Consider the following 18,211-nt stretch of genomic DNA (forward strand, 5'->3'; position numbering starts at 1 on the left):
AGGAGCTTTTCCTCAATTGCTTTGATCCGTGCGGAATCTGCTGGGTCTCGTTTAGCCACAGTAGTCATTATGGTTTATCTCCTTGATGTGAAGGAAGTCCCTCACACACAAACCATTAGACACTCTCTCAGGGCGTGCCCGTTGCGCCTGGCCGCATTAACGGCTAAGCGTTGCTTGCCTGTGTAGGGTGTGGGGCCGAAGTAGATGGCGTGCAGGCTTATAAGCTCGGCGGCATCCTGCGCGCTAGCCCCCATCTTCTCGAGGTCTAGCGCGGATAGCCCCGAGCACTCGGCTACGAGGTCAACACCTCGGCTAAGTTGTGCGAAGTACTCCTGCAAGCCCATGAGCGTCACGCTAAGGCACCGCCACGCGGTGCGACAATCCCCAACCCGCACCAAGGCGGAGAACTGTGGATAACCCACCCGCACCGCCCCGGTTATCCACAGCCGGGCCGCCTAGCCAGAATTAGGTAGTGCGGTAGCAACGCCATCCGACCTATCCTGAAGGATCGGGCTCGGTGCTGACCAACAAAACCAATGCACTCTACAACCGGAAGAGCTACTTTGTTGGCGCTAGTTCTGGGGGAATCCTAGCGCCGAGAGGTCTGATTTTCATCAGGCTCTACTTCAACTCTTTACTTTTCTTCTTTGTTCTTCTTGTCTTTCTTGCCCTTCTTTTCCTTCCTCTCTTTCTTTGCCTCTTTCACCTTGGATTTCTCCAGTCCGGAGGCGACATCCGGCACGTAGCGGAACTCATCGCGCGGCGGGCGCTCATAAGGCTTTTCGGAGGCTGGGCGCGCGGGGATTTCGGGCAGTTTACGCTGAATCTTCTCATAGGGGATGGTGGAGAGCAGATGAGAAATCACGTTGATACGAGAGCGCTTCTTGTCCTCGGACTCGACGGTGTACCACGGTGCGCTCGGGGTATCGGTATGAATGAACATCTCATCCTTCGCGCGCGAGTAGTCCTCCCAGCGGGTGATGGACTGCAAGTCCATGGGGGAGAGCTTCCAACGACGCAGCGGATCGTTGCGGCGTGACTTGAAACGAGCAATCTGCTCCTCATCCGAGACAGAGAACCAGTATTTGCGCAGCATGATTCCGTCCTCAGCAAGCATGCGCTCGAAGACAGGGGCTTGGTGGAGAAATTGCACGTATTCTTGGTCGGTGCAAAAACCCATCACGCGCTCGACGCCGGCGCGGTTGTACCAGGAGCGGTCAAAGATGACGATCTCGCCTTTGGTGGGCAGCTTTTCGACGTAGCGTTGGAAGTACCACTGCCCCTGCTCACGGGAGTTCGGGGCAGGAAGTGCCTCAATGCGGCAGGTACGCGGGTTGAGGTACTGGGTGATGCGCTTGATGGCGGAACCCTTACCGGCGGCGTCACGGCCCTCCATGATGACCACCACGCGGGCCCCGGTTTCCACGACCCACTGCTGCATTTCGACGAGCTCGGCCTGAAGGCGTACGAGTTCCTTCTCATAGGCCTCTTTATCCAACTTGGCGGGCTTCGTCGCTGCTGATGTCGACTTAGATTTCTGTTTACTCATTCTATCGATCCTAGTAGCTTGGACTCCCGCCATGTGCGGATAGAGCTGAGATCTACGAAGCACACCACCAACAGTTGCGGCGAAGAGAGCGAGCGGCGCTGCGGCTAATGGTTGTCGCGGTCGTTGTCGACGTGGACAATCTCCTTGCTCACAGCATCGATATCGTAGTCGTAGTCCATTCCATTGGCGCTGAACTCAAGTTCCCAGATTCTGCGCCCATCATCGGTGTCCAGCTCCGCCTCGCGATCACGCGCGGCATCCGCGGCCACGCCAGAGTCGGCGAAGGCAATGGCGAATGCCTCATCCGCGGAGATTTCAGCCCCGGCTGCGTCCGGAGCTGGGGATTCTTCCCGCGGGCTCTCTGTGACAGTGACAGTATCTCCCGTGGGGCTTTCTGGCTGTGAGGCGGAATTGGACCCACAGGCTGCGAGTACGGTGGCGAAAGCTACGGTGCAGGTTCCGGCGAGGACACGGTTGTACTTCATTTCGTTTACCTCCATGAAGTCGTCGAGGAAAAGTGCTTTTGGGATAGCAACCATTGAGCCATAATTTCTTCGTTCCCGCAGAAACCGGCACCCCCATCTTCTCACCCCTGCCCGCGCCCAGGCAGTTACTTTGCCACACCCTTAGCTGTGGCAGGAGCAATCCTCGCCACAGGTTTCAGGGGCAGCGCCGAAGTGCGTTGTATTAGAAATATGCCCCAATCCCTCGATGTCGATGTCGACACTCTGGCCGTCGTGGATGAAGGCCTGCGGGTCACGCGCAAAGCCCACTCCTTCGGGGGTACCGGTGACGATCACGTCTCCGGGGTTAAGCGGATAGATATGGGAGCAGAATTCGATGAGCTCGGCCACGGAGAAGATGAGATCGTCAGTATCGTCGCTTTGGCGTACCTGACCGTCAACGGTCGTCGTCAGCTTGGCATGGGAACCGGGTGACCACTCGTCCGCCGTTGTAAGCCAGGGGCCGAATCCCGCAGTCTTGTAGAAGGACTTGCCTGCATGGAATTGCGAGGTACGGCGCTGAAAATCCCGCAACGTGTAATCATTCATGATGGCATAGCCGGCCACATACTCGAGTGCATCGGCGCGAGTGACCTGATGAGCACGTTGCCCAATTACTACGGCCAGTTCGCCCTCGTAGTCCAGCTGCGAAGTGGCGTAGTCAGGAATGAAAATATCGTCATAGGGGCCGGTGAGGGCCTCCGGGAACTTGATGAACAGGGTGGGGAACTCAGGAAAATCGCGGCCCATCTCGCGAATATGCTTGGCATAGTTGAGCCCGACGCAGATGATCTTGCCTGGAGTGGGCACTACCGCATCAAGATCTGCGGGGTCGAAGACGAGGGGCTCGCCCGAGATGTGCGCTGATTTACGCCAGTCCTCGCTGCGCAGCAGTGCGCCGACATCATCGAAGTCAAGTTCCACACCGACGCGCGGAGCATCGATGCGGATAGCGGTTGTTCCATAAGCAGTGCGCAGGGTGGCTAATTTCATGAGGGATAGTCTACGACTATCCCAGGTTCTCACGCAGCAGGTCTACGGCATCGGCGCAGATAATCGGAATCTCTGCAGACTCGCGTTTGCTCCACGGTTTGAGCACGAAAGCCGCTGGGTCCATTCGCCCGGGTGGACGCCCAATGCCGATGGACAAGCGCTGATACTCCTTGGTGCCCAGCGAGGATGTGCAAGAGCGCAGCCCGTTGTGGCCGTGGTCCCCGCCGCCGAGACGCAAACGCAAGGCTGCAAAATCGAGTTCCAGCTCGTCGTGGACCACCACGATACGCGCCGGTGGCACATCGAAGTATTGTGCCAGCGATTTAACGGGGCCGCCGCTGAGGTTCATGAAGCTGCGCGGCTTGGCCAAGATGAGCTTGGAGTTGCCTTCGCGTGCCTCAGCGACCTCAGTATTGCTTTTCTTGTGTACGGAAAAGCGCGCGCTATACTCGCCGGCTAGTTCCTCCAGCACGCGGAAACCGATGTTGTGCCGAGTGTTCTCGTACTTGGGGCCGGGGTTGCCAAGGCCCACGATAAGCAGGGGGGTGGTGTTCACGGTTTCTCATTGTGACACATAGAAATACGCTTGGGGCTCTTAGGTGAGGTGCTAGCGCTTAAGCCAAAAACAGCGAAGCACCCTTATCCGCCCCAGACAATAGAGTCAGGGAGAATAAGGGTGCTGTGTGCACAGGAAGTGCGGGGAGAGTTTTACTCCTCGCCCTCGGCCGCTGCGTCCTCGGAGGACTCAGCACCAGCCTCGGCGCCGCCTTCCTCAGCAGCCTCAGCGGCCTCCTCGAGCTCCTCATCAACCTCAGGCAGGTTGATGGAGACGATGGCGGTCTCGGGGTCTGCAACGAGGGTGGTGCCCTCCGGCATAACCAGCTCGCCGGCGGTGATTACGGTGCCCTCTCCAAGGCCCTCGATGGACAGAACAATCTCTTCTGGAATGCTCAGTACGTCAGACTCAACCAGGATCTCGCTGGCGTCCTGCAGGTACATGGTGCCCGGCTCCGGCTCGCCCTCGATGGTGACGGGAACCTCAACCTCAACCTTTTCGCCGCGCTTAATAGCCAGCAGGTCGATGTGGTCGATGTCGAAGGTCAGGACGTTCTGGTCAACGTGCTTGACCATGGCCAGGTGCTGCTCGCCCTCGAGCTCGAGCTCGAGAACAGCGTTGACGCCGTGGTTACGGACGAGGGACTGGATTTCGAGGAGGGCAACGGAAAAGTGCATAGGATCCTGCTTGTTGCCGTAGATCACGCCGGGGACGCGCTTTTGCTGGCGCAGGCGGCGGGCAAAGCCCTTGCCAAACTCGTTACGTACTTCTGCCTTGATAATTTCGCGCTCTGCCATGAGGCACTCTCCTTGAATAAAGTCTTTTACGGGGATGCGGCGGCCGACGAGGTAGAAAAACGACGAAAGCCTGCCGATGGACGTCTTGGACGAGTCATCGCAGGCTAGATAGCACAGTGCTCAAACTATAATCGCGTCGATAACGGTTTCCTGCTGATAATACACAGGTTGCCCTCGCCGAGACGCCCCATAGCGTAGCATGCGCCAGATAAGGAAACCAAAATGCCTGTAACTTCCTCATTTGGTGCAGCGGTGCGCTGGCTACTCGGTTTCGAAAAGCGTGGTCACGGAACCATTCTCGAAGATTTCGTGGATGGTACGGGCCAGCAGTGGCGCAATGGAGAGAACCGTCAGGTTGGACCAACCCTCAGTGGACTGCGGCAGCGTATCGGTGGTGATGATCTCCTTAGCGCCGCACTCGCTCAAGCGCTCGCGTGCCGGATCGGAGAAGACGCCGTGAGTACAAGCAATGACGACGGACTTGGCACCGGCCTCACGTAGGACGCGGACAGCGCCGGCGATGGTTCCGCCGGTATCAATCATGTCATCGAGCAAGATGCAATCCTTGCCCTCTACCTCGCCCACGACGCGGTTAGACACGGTCTGGTTTGCTACCTCGGTGGAACGTGACTTGTGGACGAAGGCCAGCGGCGCGCCGCCGAGCTCGTGTGCCCACTTCTCCGCGACCTTCACGCGGCCGGCGTCAGGGGAGACGACAGCGAGGTTGTGGATGGGGTAGTGGTTCTTGATGTAGTCAACCAGGATCGGCATGGCGTGCATGTGATCGACTGGGCCATCGAAAAAGCCCTGGATCTGGTCGGTGTGCAGATCGACGGAAACAATGCGATCGGCTCCAGCAGCCAAGAGGAGGTCCGCAACGAGGCGGGCGGAGATGGGCTCACGGCCGCGGTGCTTCTTATCCTGGCGGGCATAAGGATAGAAGGGCAAAATCGCGGTAATGCGCTTGGCGGAACCACGTTTGAGCGCATCGATCATGATGAGCTGCTCCATCAGCCACTTATTCAATGGCTGCGTGTGCGACTGCATGACGAAGCAGTCGGCGCCACGCACCGACTCCTCGAAGCGGATGAAGATTTCGCCGTTGGCGAAGTCACGAGCGGTGGTGGGAACCAATTCAGTCTTGAGTTCCTTGGCTACAGCCTGAGCCAATTCCGGGTGTGCACGCCCGGAAAATAGCTTCATATTCTTGCTGCTGCCAGTTACCTTGCCAGTCATGGGAGAATGTGCCCCTTACTCTATGTTTTCCTGTGCGCGGGCAGCGGCCTCGGCCGCCGGAGTGCCCGGACGTTTCTTTTGTACCCAGCCCTCGATGTTGCGCTGCTTTCCACCGGAGACCACGAGTGCTCCCGCGGGAACATCGTCTTTGATTACTGTACCCGCCCCGGAATACGCGCCATCACCGACGTTGACCGGAGCGATAAACATTGTGTCAGAACCGGTACGCACGTGGCTGCCGATATTAGTGTGATGCTTATTAACCCCGTCATAATTGACAAAGACGGAGGAGGCGCCGATGTTGGATTCCTCGCCCACCGTGGCATCCCCAATGTAGGTCAGGTGCGGAACCTTGGAGCCGCGGCCGATCTGAGCGTTCTTTGACTCAACGAAGCCGCCAAGCTTGGCTCCCTCCCCAAGCAGCGTGTGCGGGCGAATATAGGTGAAAGGTCCAACGTTGGCATTGGTGCCGATGACGGAGTCAAAACCGTGTGTGCGCACAACTTTGGCTCCGGAACCAACCTGCATGTTTGTCAGTGTGGAATCCGGGCCGACCTCGGCGTCCTCAGCAATAGAGGTGGTACCTAGCAATTGAGTGCCAGGATAAATAGTGACATCGGAGGCGATGGTGACAGTCACATCAATCCAGGTGCTCTCCGGATCGATGATGGTGGCGCCGGCGAGCATCGCGGAATGCACCACGCGCCGGTTGAGCTCGCGCCCTGCGCTAGCGAGTTGAGCTCTGTCGTTGACTCCTGCCAGCTCGGCTGGATCCTTAGCAGTGTAGGCGCCCACTTTGTGGCCCTCTTTGCGCGCGATCTCCAACACATCGGTGATATAGAGCTCACCCTGGGCGTTATCGGAATTCAATTCCTTCAGCGCGTGGCGCAGTACCGCGGCATCGAAGGCAAAAACGCCCGAGTTAACCTCGTCGACGAGGAGCTGCTGCGGGCTGGCATCCTTGTGCTCGACAATCGCCTCGACCTGGCCATCCGCAGTGCGGATAATGCGTCCATACCCGGTCGGGTCCTCTTGGCGCATGGACAATACTGTCACGGCGTTTCCCGCTTCGACGTGAGATGCGGCCAAGTCCTGCAGGGTCTGGGGGCGAAGCAATGGCACATCAGCATTGGTGACGATGACGGTTCCCTTAAATTCCGGGATGGCGGCGATGCCGCAGGCCACCGCGTCACCCGTGCCCTGTTGCTCGGGCTGGACGGCCTGGATGACCTCGTGGGTGAGTTCCGCCGAAATCGCATCGATGGCGGGGGAAACCAGCTCACGCTGGTGCCCTACAACGGCGACGATGTGGACAGGATCTAGACCGTCTGCCGCATGCAGAGCGTGGCCCACGAGGGGGCGCCCGCCGATGCTATGCAAGGTCTTGGGCGTCTTGGACTTCATGCGGGTGCCGGCGCCGGCCGCGAGGACGACGATGGCGCAAGGTTGTGTTGCTACCACTGGAATGGGAACTCCTGGGGGTCTCGAGTCTGAGTTTGCTTTCCACATCTTAACGCCCCTCGTCCTAAACGGGGGCTGATACATCCTTCAGCGCCCGCGCGCGATAGGAGCCAAATAGGCCTACGCAGGCAAAGAAGAGCAGAGTCGCTATCGGACCCGCGAGGGCGACAGCAGCAGAAATTGCCCCCAGAACCAACAGAATGAGGCCCATCATCGTGTTAGCTGCACCCACGTATTGGGTGCGTCGGTCACCGCTGGCCATGTCCACAACATAGGTTTTGCGCGCGACACGGATGAAGGTGTGGGCAAGGTTGACCAGAAAGAAACCCAGCGGAAGCGCCCAGGCGTTGACGGCGGCGGGCGCCCACGCAGCGCAGGCAATGACGCCCAACAAAGTCAGGGAAGCGGCTAATGCTCCCGCCGACATCACGTCTTTCGAGGAACGGTCTGACCAGATACCGGAGATCCTGCCGCCGATGAGGCTGGCCATACCGGAGGCAAGCACGAATCCGGCCAGGCCACTGAGAGCGCTGTGACCGGAGGAGCTAGCCAGGGCCACGATAAAGGAGGTAGATAGCGCGGTAATGAGCATCAGCGCGCGCACGTTGACGAAGGCGCGGAAGTCGGCTTCTTGGCTGTAGAGCCGCCAGGTATCTGTGAGCCAGTGCTTGTCGATGCCCCGCTCAGGAGTATCAGTATCTGGTACAGGTTCCCTGATCCCCCGGAAAATCTCGGCGGCCAACAGCCAGAATATGGCCCCGCAGCCCAGCACCAAGGCCAGTGCCCAATTGGGCACTGGGCTAAACAGTGCCAGGGTAACTCCCGTGATGAGTGTGCCGGCCCCGCCTATCTGAGCGGCGCGACCGGTCACCAGGCCGCGACTTCCTTTGGAGATTGTCCTGCCCTGCACGTCCTTGCCGGTGATAGAGCACAAGGCTCTAAAAATCGAGAGAAAACCAAGCACCACGATGCTGAGTACCCCGAGAAACCAGGACTTCGTGAGCAGGGCTGCGGCTGCCAGCCCTAGGGCGCACAGACCCTGGCCCACCGAGCCCACCAGCCACAAGCGCTTGCGGGCGGCGTGGATGCTGACCCAAGGCGTCAAGGCTGCTTGAGGCAGCATGGAGCCGGATTCACGGATAGGAACCAGCAGGGCGGTAAAGACGTGGGGTACGCCAGCGGCACCAAAGATCCAGGGCAAGATGGTCTTGGCTGAAACGAGCTCGTCAGCAATGTTCTGCAGGCCATTTGACCAAGCAATGCGCCGCGCTGCGGGCGCTTGAGATTGAGAAGAAGTCATGAGGACTTTCAGCTTATGTGAGAAGGGACCACCTTTGAGAACTCGTGCACCTGTCAGCGGCGAGAGACTCTAGACTCGGTAGTCATGACTGGATTTCGGATGCAAAGGCGCACCTTCTTCAAAGGCGCGTTACTCTTGACTGTCGGGGCAACGCTGGGACCTACCGTAGCGGCATGCTCATCCACGCACGACCAGGCGGAACCCGCAGGATACGAGGGTGAGCCTCGCCCGCTTCCTATTCCGCCGCTCCTCGAGTCGGAAGTGGAGGGAGACTCCCGGGTATTTAAGCTCGACGCCCAGGACGGCCATTCGGAGATTCTGCCCGGGGTAACTGGCACCCGCACGTGGGGTTTTAACGGAGCCTTCCTCGGACCTACCTTGCATGCGCGCCGCGGAGAAAAGGTCCGCGTCGAGGTGCACAACAGCCTCATCGAGATGACCACCGTACATTGGCACGGCATGAAGCTTCCCGCTTTTTCCGATGGCGGCCCTCATTCACCCATCGAGCCGGGGGATACCTGGACTCCCAGCTGGACGGTGGAGCAGCCAGCGGCCACGTTGTGGTACCACCCGCACCCCCACCTCGCTACTGCGGCGCATGCCTATCGCGGTCTGGCGGGAATGTTCCTCATTGATGACGAGGTCACTGAAGCGCTTGACATCCCCCACGAGTATGGCGTCGATGACATTCCGCTGGTGATCATGGACGCGAAGTTCAGCGAGGACGGCCAGCTGGATCACTCCTCCGATTCCACGCTGGGTCTGCTGGGGACAACCCCCGTTGTCAACGGTATAACCAACGCTTCCTTCCAAGCCCAGACTCGGCGGGTGCGTCTGCGCCTGCTCAACGGGGCGTCGATGCGTTTTTATACCCTCGCTCTTTCCAATAAGAAGTCGATGCAGGTTATCGCCACGGATTCCGGGCTTCTCGAAGCCCCCATAGAAACCGATGAGATTTTGCTCGGCCCTGGCGAGCGAGTCGAAGTTCTGGTGGATGTCGAGCCCGAGAAAGAGATAACCCTAGAGTCTCTCCCACGGCGCGATAACTTCGGCATTCCCGAGGACGAATACTCGGTCGACTTCGGCTTTAAGGATAAGTTCGACATCCTGCGACTGGTCGGCCCGAGCGCTGAAGCTCAGGAGGCACCGCCGGTACCCGAGGTACTGGATCCGGCCGCGGCCGAGACTCCTGCAACGGAGGGGCTGACGCACCGTGACTTCGTTCTCAACACCTTCATGATCAATGGCGAATCCATGGATATGTCGCGCGTTGACCTCACCATTGATCATGATGAGCCGGAGGTGTGGACTGTCACCAATGAAAACTCTGATTGGCCGCATAACTTCCACATCCACAATGCCCGTTTCAAGGTCCTATCCTTCTCCGGAACCGATGTTGAGGTCGCCCACGCTGGGTGGAAAGACCTTATCAATCTTCCTCCTAATGCCAGCGCGGATCTTGTGGTCGAGTTTGGACACTATCCCGACCCCACCATCGCCTACATGTATCACTGCCACATGCTGCTGCACGAAGACGAGGGAATGATGGGACAGTTCGTCATAGTAAACAAGGGAGACAAGGCAGATGTCCGGGTGGAACCGGGAGCCTTGGTCTTTGAGAACAAAGACGCCCACTCGCAGCATGCGATGGGCGTGGTAGACACTTCGCGCAGTCCTTATGCCTAGCTGAAAGCTAACACTGAGACTGCGGTCGAGGCTGGGACTGAGGTTTTCTGCGCTTTACTGGGGAAGGTTATCCACGGCGTGCTGAGCCTCCTCTGCGGTGAACTTCTCGCCGTACTCGCTGGTGAGCTGGTCGTAGATGGCTGAAGGAGACATCGACATGTTGTCTTGATAAGACTTCGCCTTTTCCAGCGCAGCGGCGTTGTAGTCCGCGTCGAGATTGTCAATAGCGTACTGGGCTGCGTCAGGGCTAAATCCCTCGCCGTACTCGCTGGTGAGCTGGTCGTAGATGCCCTGCTGGGACATGTGCATCATCTTGGAATACGTGCCGGCTTTCTTGAGCGCTGACTTATATTCGCGCGGTACGTCTGCTGCGGGGGCTGCCGGAGCTGGTTGCGCATTGCCATCTTCCTCAGGTGAGCCCGCTCCGGCTTCTTCCTGTGCTTCATTATTCGCCTGCAGGGCCTGGCTGGTAGTCGGTGCCGAGCTCGAGGTGGAGCCTTCGCTCTTTTCACCCATGGAGCCGAAAATGGCGAATACTGCTACGACCGCGATGATCCAGAACCACCACTTCTTCCAGATCGGCTTCTTGGGCTTGATCCCGCCATTGGATTGGGCTGCGAACTGCTGCGCCGCGGGGTTCTGCTGCGGCTGTGTCGCTACAGGGGACTGATTCTGAATCGGGGACTGATACGGGTTTGACATTGGGACAACCTTCCAAGGGAGGAGATAGAGAAACTTCTAGGAAAGCAGCCACCAAATATAAGCCGGTAGTTGCTAATCCTGCGCCGCCCCTAGTGAGCGGATAAACGTCATTGAAACAGCCACGGCGGACATCCAAACCAATTCAGGGAACGTCTATTCGAACTGGGGTGAGCAATACTCACCTCAGGACTGGATCCTCCGAACTTTGGGGTCTCTGGTGGTGTGGCGCGTTCACTGCGCGCAGTGGCCAAAAACTTCAAAAAACTGGTCACTATTTACCGTGAACACGCCAGCGTGACATGAGTATGCGTGAGTGCGGCGCACGTGAATTGGGTTGAGAAAATCCCCGCCTCCAGCAAACTGCATGTGGAGACGGGGATTAATTGCTTCCCCACCAGGACTCGAACCTAGAATGACGGTACCAAAAACCGTAGTGTTGCCGATTACACCATGGGGAAAGGATTCCTGGACTATATAACGCTATTGGCCAAAGCGAGCGCAAATCCTGCAGCCAGATTAGGGTACCCGAGCCCGCAGTGTTGGGGAAAGAGGGGCTTGGTTAGTGGTGTCGCGGTTTCGCGATAGGCTAGAACCCATGGTTCGACAGAGGATGACGGGCCGCGAACGTCGTGAGCAGCTCATTGCAATTGGGCGTTCCGCATTCGCGGAGTTGGGATTTAGCGGCACCAGCGTGGAGGAGATGGCCGCACGCGCGGGTGTGTCCAAACCCGTGGTCTATGAGCACTTCGGCGGCAAAGAGGGCCTCTACGCAGTCGTTATCGACCGTGAGCTCCTCGCCCTAGAGGAGCTCATTACTCGGGCCCTCGAAAGCGGAACGTGGCGCGAACGCATCGAAAACGCGGTCGTGGCTTTGCTGACCTATGTTGAGGAAGACACAGATGGTTTCCTTATCCTTGTCCGAGATTCAAAGCCGGGCGATCAGCGCAGCTTCTCCACGCTGCTTAACACCGCGGTCAACCAGGCTTCGCACTTCTTGGGAGAAGCCTTCGTGCGCCGCGGGCTCGATTCGGAACTGGCGCCCCTTTATGCCCAAGCGCTCGTGGGCATGGTGGCCATGACCGCCCAGTGGTGGCTCGATGAGCGCACGCCGGATAAGGAAGTCGTGGCCGCCCACATCGTAAATCTCAGTTGGAATGGATTGTCTGGAATGGAAGCAAAGCCCAAGCTCGGAGGAAAGCGTTAATGAGTACTACTCCAATGCTGGGGGGACTGCTCAAAGTCTGCGCCACTGATCCCAAGCTCAAGGGGCTGCTCGCACAGGTGGGCGCCAAGAACCTCGCCATCACAGGTATCGACCAAGCGCGGTCGTGGGCCATCGGCGCACTGGCTCATCGCACTCGCCTGCTGGTGGTGACAGCAACCGGGCGTGAGGCCGAAGACCTCACTGCGGAATTGCGTGCGATGGTGGGGGACAAGGTGGCCTTCTTTCCCGCGTGGGAAACCCTCCCGCACGAGAGGTTGAGCCCTGGTGCAGACATCGTCGGCAAGCGCGCACGGGTGCTCGACCACCTGGACGAGCTCTCCGTTGTGGTCACCGCCGCCCGTGGTTTTGCGCAGCCGATTCTGCGCGAGGTCGAAGGGCGAGCGCCACTCAAGCTCGTAGAGGGCGAGGAATACCAATTCGACCACGTGGTATCCGAGCTGCAGTTTCGTGCCTATAAGCACGTGGACATGGTGGCCAAGCGCGGCGAATGCGCCACCCGTGGCGGCATCGTTGACATTTTCCCCACCACGCTGGACTACCCGGTTCGCGTGGAGTTTTGGGGCGATGAAATCAGTGACATCCGTCAATTCTCTGTCGCGGATCAGCGCACCATCCCCGAAATACAGGTCGGGCATGTAGACGTCTATCCGGCTCGCGAGCTTCCCATTACCCAAGAAGTAGCCGCGCGCGCAGCCCAGCTGGCGGTGGAGTTTCCCGGAAACCCGGCCTTGGTCGAGCTTTTAAGCAAAGTGGGGGAGTACATCCCCTCCGAGGGAATGGAGGCGCTGCTGCCGGCCCTAAGCACCTCGGAGATGGTGACGTTGCCCGAGTTCATGCCGGGGGACACCCACGTGCTGCTCATAGCGCCGGAGCGGATCCATACCCGGGTTGCGGATCTGGAGTCGACCGATTCCGAGTTCCTTGCCGCCGGTTGGGAGGCCGCGGCCATGGGCGCGGATGGACCGCTGGCTACCGAGGGCCTCGACACGAGTGCGGGAAGCTACCGTTCCTTTGAATCGCTAGAGGTCACCGTGGAAAAGCACGGCATGCCGTTGTGGACTTTCTCCCCGCCAGGCATGCTCGTGGCCGATGAATCGCAGACCCTTCCCCTCGAATTTGAGGCGGGCCCAGCCCCGCGCGGTGACATCACAGCCATCGAGACTATGATGTCCGAGCTTTTGGCACACACCAACGCTGGAGGGAGAGCCGCGTTTATTGCGCCTGCGCAAGGCGCAATCAAGCGCATGGTCGAGCGTTTTGCCGAGAAAGGCATTCGCACCAAGGTAGCCACGCCGGGCTGGGAGCCTAGCGCGGGCGAGGTCACCCTCTACCAGGCGTTGAGCCATGCCGGACTCGTATTCCCCAAGGTGCGCAAGCTCAAGGATGCGCAGGCGCTGCCGCTGGTTGTCATCACGGAGACTGATCTCACCGGCAACCGCGTCGGCGATATTGCCGGGGCCAAGCGTCGTCCGGCCAAGCGCCGCAACCGCGTTGACCCGCTGGCGCTGAAGCAGGGCGATTATGTCGTGCATGAGACGCACGGTATCGGTCGTTTTCTCAAGATGGCCGAGCGTACGATTCAGTCCGGTGATGAGACCTCGCGGCGCGAATACATCGTCCTCGAGTACGCGCCAGCCAAGCGTGGGCAGCCGGCAGATCAGCTGTGGGTGCCCATGGATTCCCTCGATTTGCTGAGCAAGTACTCAGGCGGAGAGTCGCCGACTCTGTCCAAGATGGGCGGCTCGGATTGGAAGAATACCAAGAAGAAAGCACGCGCCGCTGTGCGAGAAATCGCCGGCGAACTCGTGGAGCTCTACGCCAAGCGGCAGTCCGCGCCCGGGCATCAATTCGCCCCGGACACGCCCTGGCAGGCGGAGATGGAGGATAACTTCCCCTACGTCGAGACCGAAGACCAGATGTCTGCCATTGAGTCGGTCAAGCACGATATGGAATCCACGGTGCCCATGGACCGCGTCATTGTGGGCGACGTCGGTTATGGCAAGACCGAGGTAGCCGTGCGCGCGGCATTCAAGGCGGTGCAGGATGGGATGCAGGTCGCGGTTCTCGTGCCCACGACTCTGCTTGCCCAGCAGCACCATGAGACTTTTGTCGAGCGCATGTCCGGATTCCCCATCGAAATCAGGGTGCTCTCGCGCTTTACCTCGCCCAAAGAAACGAAGGAAACGCTCAAGGCTCTCGCGGATGGCACCGTTGACATCGTTATTGGTACCCACCGGCTGCTCCAGACTGGCGTGCACTGGAAGAACCTGGGGCTCGTCGTCGTCGACGAGGAGCAGCGCTTTGGCGTGGAGCACAAGGAACACATCAAGGCCTTGAAGGCCTCCGTCGATGTCTTGACCATGTCCGCCACTCCGATCCCGCGCACCCTGGAGATGTCTATGGCCGGGATCCGTGAGATGTCGACCATTCTTACCCCGCCGGAGGATAGGCACCCCGTGTTGACCTACGTCGGTGCCTATGAGGACAAGCAGGTTGTCGCCGCCATTCGCCGCGAGCTGTTGCGTGATGGACAGACCTTCTTCATCCACAACAAGGTGGCTGACATTGAGAAGAAGGCGCGCGAGCTGCGTGACTTGGTTCCCGAGGCCCGCATCGTGGTCGCTCATGGGCAGATGAACGAGGAATTGCTCGAGCAAACAGTGCAGGGGTTCTGGGACCGGGAGTATGACGTGCTGGTGTGTACCACCATCGTGGAGACGGGCCTGGATATTCCCAATGCCAACACACTCATCGTGGAAAATGCCCACCACATGGGGCTCAGCCAGCTCCACCAGCTACGCGGGCGCGTCGGGCGATCCCGGCAGCGCGGTTATGCCTACTTCCTTTATCCGAAGGGTGCCACGCTGACGGAGACTTCCTATGACCGCCTAGCAACCATTGCCCAGAACAACGATCTCGGTGCCGGTATGGCCGTGGCCATGAAAGACCTGGAGATGCGTGGTGCCGGAAACGTGCTTGGCGCGCAGCAATCCGGGCATATCGCCGGCGTCGGATTCGACCTTTATGTCCGTTTGGTCGGAGAGGCGGTAGATACCTTCAAAGCGCTCGCGAAGGGGGAGATCCCCAAGGCCACGGATGATGGGCCGAAGGAGATTCGCATCGATCTTCCGGTTGATGCGCATATCCCGGAGAAGTACATCAACTCTGAGCGCCTGCGCCTAGAGGTCTACCGCAAGCTCGCCGCCTCCAAGAACAATCAGGATCTGCGCGTGGCTGTGGAGGAAATGGAGGACCGCTACGGTCCCATCCCGCGGGAAGTCACGCGCCTGCTCGCTGTAGCACGGCTCCGCCATCAGGCGCGCCGGGCCGGGGTTTCGGACATTACTGTGCAGGGCACTCGCATCAAGGTGCATCCGGTAGTCTTGCCTGATTCCAAGCAGGTTCGCCTCAAACGCCTTTACCCGGGATCGACGTATCGTCCCGCGGCGCAGGCAATCCAGCTTTCCTTCCCCAAGGCCGGTCGAAACGTCACCAGCCCCAAGCTGCGGGATGTTGAGCTTCTGCAGTGGATGAGTGATTTCTTGGCGAGAATGTTTGATCTAGACAAGCTCGACGTCATGGGAGGAGCCGCACCGCAGGCAGGGGCGGAGGTAGTCTCCGTCAGCCAATAAGCGCTCTGTATCCGGAGTGGGGGGGTAAGACCCCAGACTTTGCAGAACTTAATGAGATGAATATCACTTTTAATATTAGAATGTGACATGCCCCATGTGGTGCGATGTAGGGAAGAAGATGCCGTGATCTTTGAGGCTGCGTCAAAGTTCGCAGAATTAACAGCCGGGGGAGGGCTCCTGCCCGAAACTGTCTGTGTCCTTAGCGTGGGGAAGCGACATGCTTTCCGTCCAACAGGGCCTTAAGGGCTCAAGGAGTCTCAGAGATTATGAACCAGCACTTCACCGCACCGGCCGCGAGACCTTCTGCAATGAGGCCGAGTTCGGCGGCTACACCGTCGATGGGTCTTTCGGGGAGTACATGCTCGTTGATACGCGCTACTGCGCCCGCATTCCCGAGGGCTCCGATCCAGTGGAGGTGGCGCCCATTCTGTGCGCCGGCGTGACCGTGTACAAGGCTTTGAAGGTTTCTGGGGCCAGCCCAGGCCAGTTCGGCGTTATCTCTGGCATCGGCGGCCTAGGCCACCTAGCGGTGCAATATGCGGTGGCCATGGGGATGAGGGTCATCGCGGTCGACATCGCGGACGACAAGCTCAACCTGGCCAAGCGGCATGGCGCAGAGTTCACGGTCAATGCCCGTAGTGAGGATCCGGCGGAGGCAGTCGCCGAATATACCTCGGGTGGTGCGCACGCAGTGATCGTCACGGCGGTGCATCCCGACGCCTTTGGCCAGGCAGTAGGGATGGCGCGCAAGGCAGGGACCATTGTTTTCAATGGCCTTCCCGCAGGGGAGTTCCCCGCCTCCATCTTCGATATCGTGCTAAACGGCCTGACCATCCGCGGTTCCCTCGTCGGCACGCGTCAGGACCTAGAGGAGGCCCTCGACTTCTATGCGCGTGGCAAGATCAACCCTACGGTTAAAGAAGTAAAGCTTGGCGACGCCAACGAGATCATCCAGGGCCTCGTCGATGGCGCCATCGACGGGCGTCGCGTCATCCGCTACTAGGTGTGCTGAGCCTTGTGGGGTATGTAGGAGAGCTAGAAAGAGATCTGGCCGTTGAGCAAACCCCACACGGCCGCTACCGCGCCCACAGAGATGATGGTGACGACGCACCATTCGAAGGCGTTGAAGATGCGCTCCTTCTTGTATATCCGGGTTCCTACATAGGGGATAAGACCGGGAACAACCGCCAAGGCGCCCAAGAGAACATAAACTGGGTCGGCGGCGTAGATAAGCCAGAGAGAATAGACAAAAGCCACGGTGGCAACCACTAAGTGCTTGCGGTTTTGGCGGGTGCTCACCTCGGGCCCGGAAAGATCGAAAGCAGCGCCCTTACGCGTCCGGTTGAGACCTTGGCCGCGCACGGTGAGCAACAAGAGATACAACGAGGAAAAGATATAGGGCAAGAGGTACATGATGGTCGCGAGCTGGACCATGGCGTTGTATGAGGTCTCGTTGAGGAAGAACACGATGATGAAGAACTGAATCACGCAGGTCGATACTAACTGTGCGGCCCATGGAGAACCCGCCTTGTTTATGGTGCCGATCCGCTGAGGCAGCAGGCCGTCGAAAGCCATCATGACGATGGGCTCGGCGCACAAGGTTTGCCAGGAAACATAGGCGCCCAGTACTGATAGGCACAGTCCGATGGAGATGAGCGCGCCGCCCCACGGGCCAACGGCGGCGGTGAGCACCGATGCCATCGAATTATCGGGCAAGGCGGCGAGGTCTTCTTGGCTGAGTACGCCGAAGGATAGCGTGGACACGGATACCAAAAGCACCAGCACGGAGAAGAAGCCGATGATCGTCGCGCGACTGACATCGGAGCGGGTGCGGGCCTGCTTGGAATAGACCGAAGCGCCTTCCACACCGATGAAGACCCAGACGGTAAAGAGCATAATTCCCTGGATCTGCTTAAAAACCGACGTGTCTGTGCTCGTTCCCCAGAAATCGAAGCTGAACTTGTCCCAACTAAAGCCCAAGAATGCGACTAGGACAATGAAGGCGAGGATGGGCAGGATCTTGGCCACCGCCGTGACCATATTCATGAACGCAGCTTGTTTAATCCCGCGGGTCAAGAGCGCAAAGATGCCCCAAGACAAGACGGAGACCGCAATGGCTGAGGTCCAGCGGTGATCGCTATCAAAGATGGGCAGATAGAAGCCGACAGTGTTGAAGAATAACGTGGCATAGCCCACCTGGGCCACGACCGAGCCGAGCCAGTAGCCCCAACCCGCGGCGAAGCCGATGAAGTCACCGAGTCCTGCGCGCACGTAGGAATACACCCCGGATTCCAGGTGGGGCTTGCGGTGAGCCAAGATCTGAAAGACGAAGGTCACCGACAACATGCCCATGCCGGCGATGAGCCAACCTATGAGCATGGCGCCGGGCCCGGCGACGGAGGCGATGTTTTGGGGGATGGAGAAGATTCCGGCGCCGACGGTGGAGCCGATAATGAGAGCCACAAGTGTCCACATATTGACGGTGTGGGACTTCTTTCCGAGCGGAGAGGTGCTGGAGGTCATTAGAATAAAATACCCCGTGCGCGACGCTGCGGGGCCAATACGCCTATA

The 18,211-nt window shown here is 59.1% G+C and carries 14 protein-coding genes and 1 pseudogene; 4 read left to right on the forward strand and 11 right to left on the reverse strand.

Annotation, left to right across the window (positions count from 1 at the left end; genetic code table 11):
* Positions 1-101 precede the first annotated feature (101 nt).
* The 9 genes from F4V60_RS04325 to F4V60_RS04365 all read right to left on the reverse strand — a co-directional run bounded on the left by F4V60_RS04325 (position 102) and on the right by F4V60_RS04365 (position 8,395).
* Positions 102-344: a hypothetical protein gene (locus tag F4V60_RS04325; protein ID WP_150387357.1), complete on the reverse strand. Its 243-nt coding sequence runs from the start codon at positions 342-344 to the stop codon at positions 102-104.
* 290 nt (positions 345-634) lie between these two features.
* Entirely contained in the window at positions 635-1,549 is a 915-nt protein-coding gene (gene ppk2, locus F4V60_RS04330; protein WP_075729495.1) for a polyphosphate kinase 2, read from the reverse strand.
* Positions 1,550-1,653: 104 nt separating this feature from the next.
* The gene (locus F4V60_RS04335) at positions 1,654-2,088 is read right to left on the reverse strand and encodes a PepSY domain-containing protein (RefSeq protein WP_075729496.1); all 435 of its coding nucleotides are present in this window, start codon (positions 2,086-2,088) and stop codon (positions 1,654-1,656) included.
* 87 nt (positions 2,089-2,175) lie between these two features.
* On the reverse strand, positions 2,176-3,045 hold the full coding sequence (locus F4V60_RS04340; protein WP_075729497.1) for a fumarylacetoacetate hydrolase family protein: 870 nt from the start codon (positions 3,043-3,045) through the stop codon (positions 2,176-2,178).
* 16 nt (positions 3,046-3,061) lie between these two features.
* The gene (gene pth, locus F4V60_RS04345; protein WP_075729498.1) at positions 3,062-3,601 is read right to left on the reverse strand and encodes an aminoacyl-tRNA hydrolase; all 540 of its coding nucleotides are present in this window, start codon (positions 3,599-3,601) and stop codon (positions 3,062-3,064) included.
* Between the two features lie 152 nt (positions 3,602-3,753).
* On the reverse strand, positions 3,754-4,398 hold the full coding sequence (locus tag F4V60_RS04350; RefSeq protein ID WP_075729499.1) for a 50S ribosomal protein L25/general stress protein Ctc: 645 nt from the start codon (positions 4,396-4,398) through the stop codon (positions 3,754-3,756).
* A 261-nt stretch (positions 4,399-4,659) separates the two neighbouring features.
* On the reverse strand, positions 4,660-5,634 hold the full coding sequence (locus F4V60_RS04355) for a ribose-phosphate diphosphokinase (RefSeq protein WP_075729500.1): 975 nt from the start codon (positions 5,632-5,634) through the stop codon (positions 4,660-4,662).
* A gap of 15 nt (positions 5,635-5,649) precedes the next feature.
* Positions 5,650-7,095, reverse strand: coding sequence for a bifunctional UDP-N-acetylglucosamine diphosphorylase/glucosamine-1-phosphate N-acetyltransferase GlmU (gene glmU / locus F4V60_RS04360; protein WP_075729501.1), 1,446 nt, complete (start codon positions 7,093-7,095; stop codon positions 5,650-5,652).
* A 64-nt stretch (positions 7,096-7,159) separates the two neighbouring features.
* Positions 7,160-8,395, reverse strand: coding sequence for an MFS transporter (locus F4V60_RS04365; protein WP_075729502.1), 1,236 nt, complete (start codon positions 8,393-8,395; stop codon positions 7,160-7,162).
* Between the two features lie 84 nt (positions 8,396-8,479).
* Between F4V60_RS04365 and F4V60_RS04370 the strand changes: the two genes are divergently transcribed.
* Positions 8,480-10,081: a multicopper oxidase family protein gene (locus tag F4V60_RS04370; RefSeq protein WP_075729503.1), complete on the forward strand. Its 1,602-nt coding sequence runs from the start codon at positions 8,480-8,482 to the stop codon at positions 10,079-10,081.
* A gap of 54 nt (positions 10,082-10,135) precedes the next feature.
* On the opposite strand, the gene F4V60_RS04375 is transcribed toward F4V60_RS04370, so the two are convergent.
* Positions 10,136-10,783, reverse strand: a complete 648-nt coding sequence (locus F4V60_RS04375) for an Ltp family lipoprotein (RefSeq protein WP_084559138.1) — start codon at positions 10,781-10,783, stop codon at positions 10,136-10,138.
* Between the two features lie 595 nt (positions 10,784-11,378).
* Here F4V60_RS04375 and F4V60_RS04380 point away from each other — a divergent pair.
* The 3 genes and pseudogenes from F4V60_RS04380 to F4V60_RS04390 form a co-directional block, all read left to right on the forward strand.
* Complete coding sequence (locus F4V60_RS04380; protein ID WP_075729504.1) at positions 11,379-11,987, forward strand: TetR/AcrR family transcriptional regulator; 609 nt, start codon at positions 11,379-11,381, stop codon at positions 11,985-11,987.
* 14 nt (positions 11,988-12,001) lie between these two features.
* Positions 12,002-15,640, forward strand: a complete 3,639-nt coding sequence (gene mfd / locus F4V60_RS04385; protein ID WP_075729505.1) for a transcription-repair coupling factor — start codon at positions 12,002-12,004, stop codon at positions 15,638-15,640.
* Positions 15,641-15,923: 283 nt separating this feature from the next.
* Positions 15,924-16,643: pseudogene (locus F4V60_RS04390) on the forward strand (zinc-dependent alcohol dehydrogenase); the annotation flags it as partial.
* A gap of 32 nt (positions 16,644-16,675) precedes the next feature.
* Here the strand turns inward: F4V60_RS04390 and F4V60_RS04395 are convergent.
* Positions 16,676-18,163 (reverse strand): amino acid permease, encoded by a 1,488-nt coding sequence (locus tag F4V60_RS04395; protein ID WP_075729506.1) that lies wholly within the window; start codon positions 18,161-18,163, stop codon positions 16,676-16,678.
* Between the last annotated feature and the right edge of the window lie 48 nt (positions 18,164-18,211).

The organism is Corynebacterium flavescens, from assembly GCF_008693105.1.
Classification (GTDB): Bacteria; Actinomycetota; Actinomycetes; order Mycobacteriales; family Mycobacteriaceae; genus Corynebacterium; species Corynebacterium flavescens.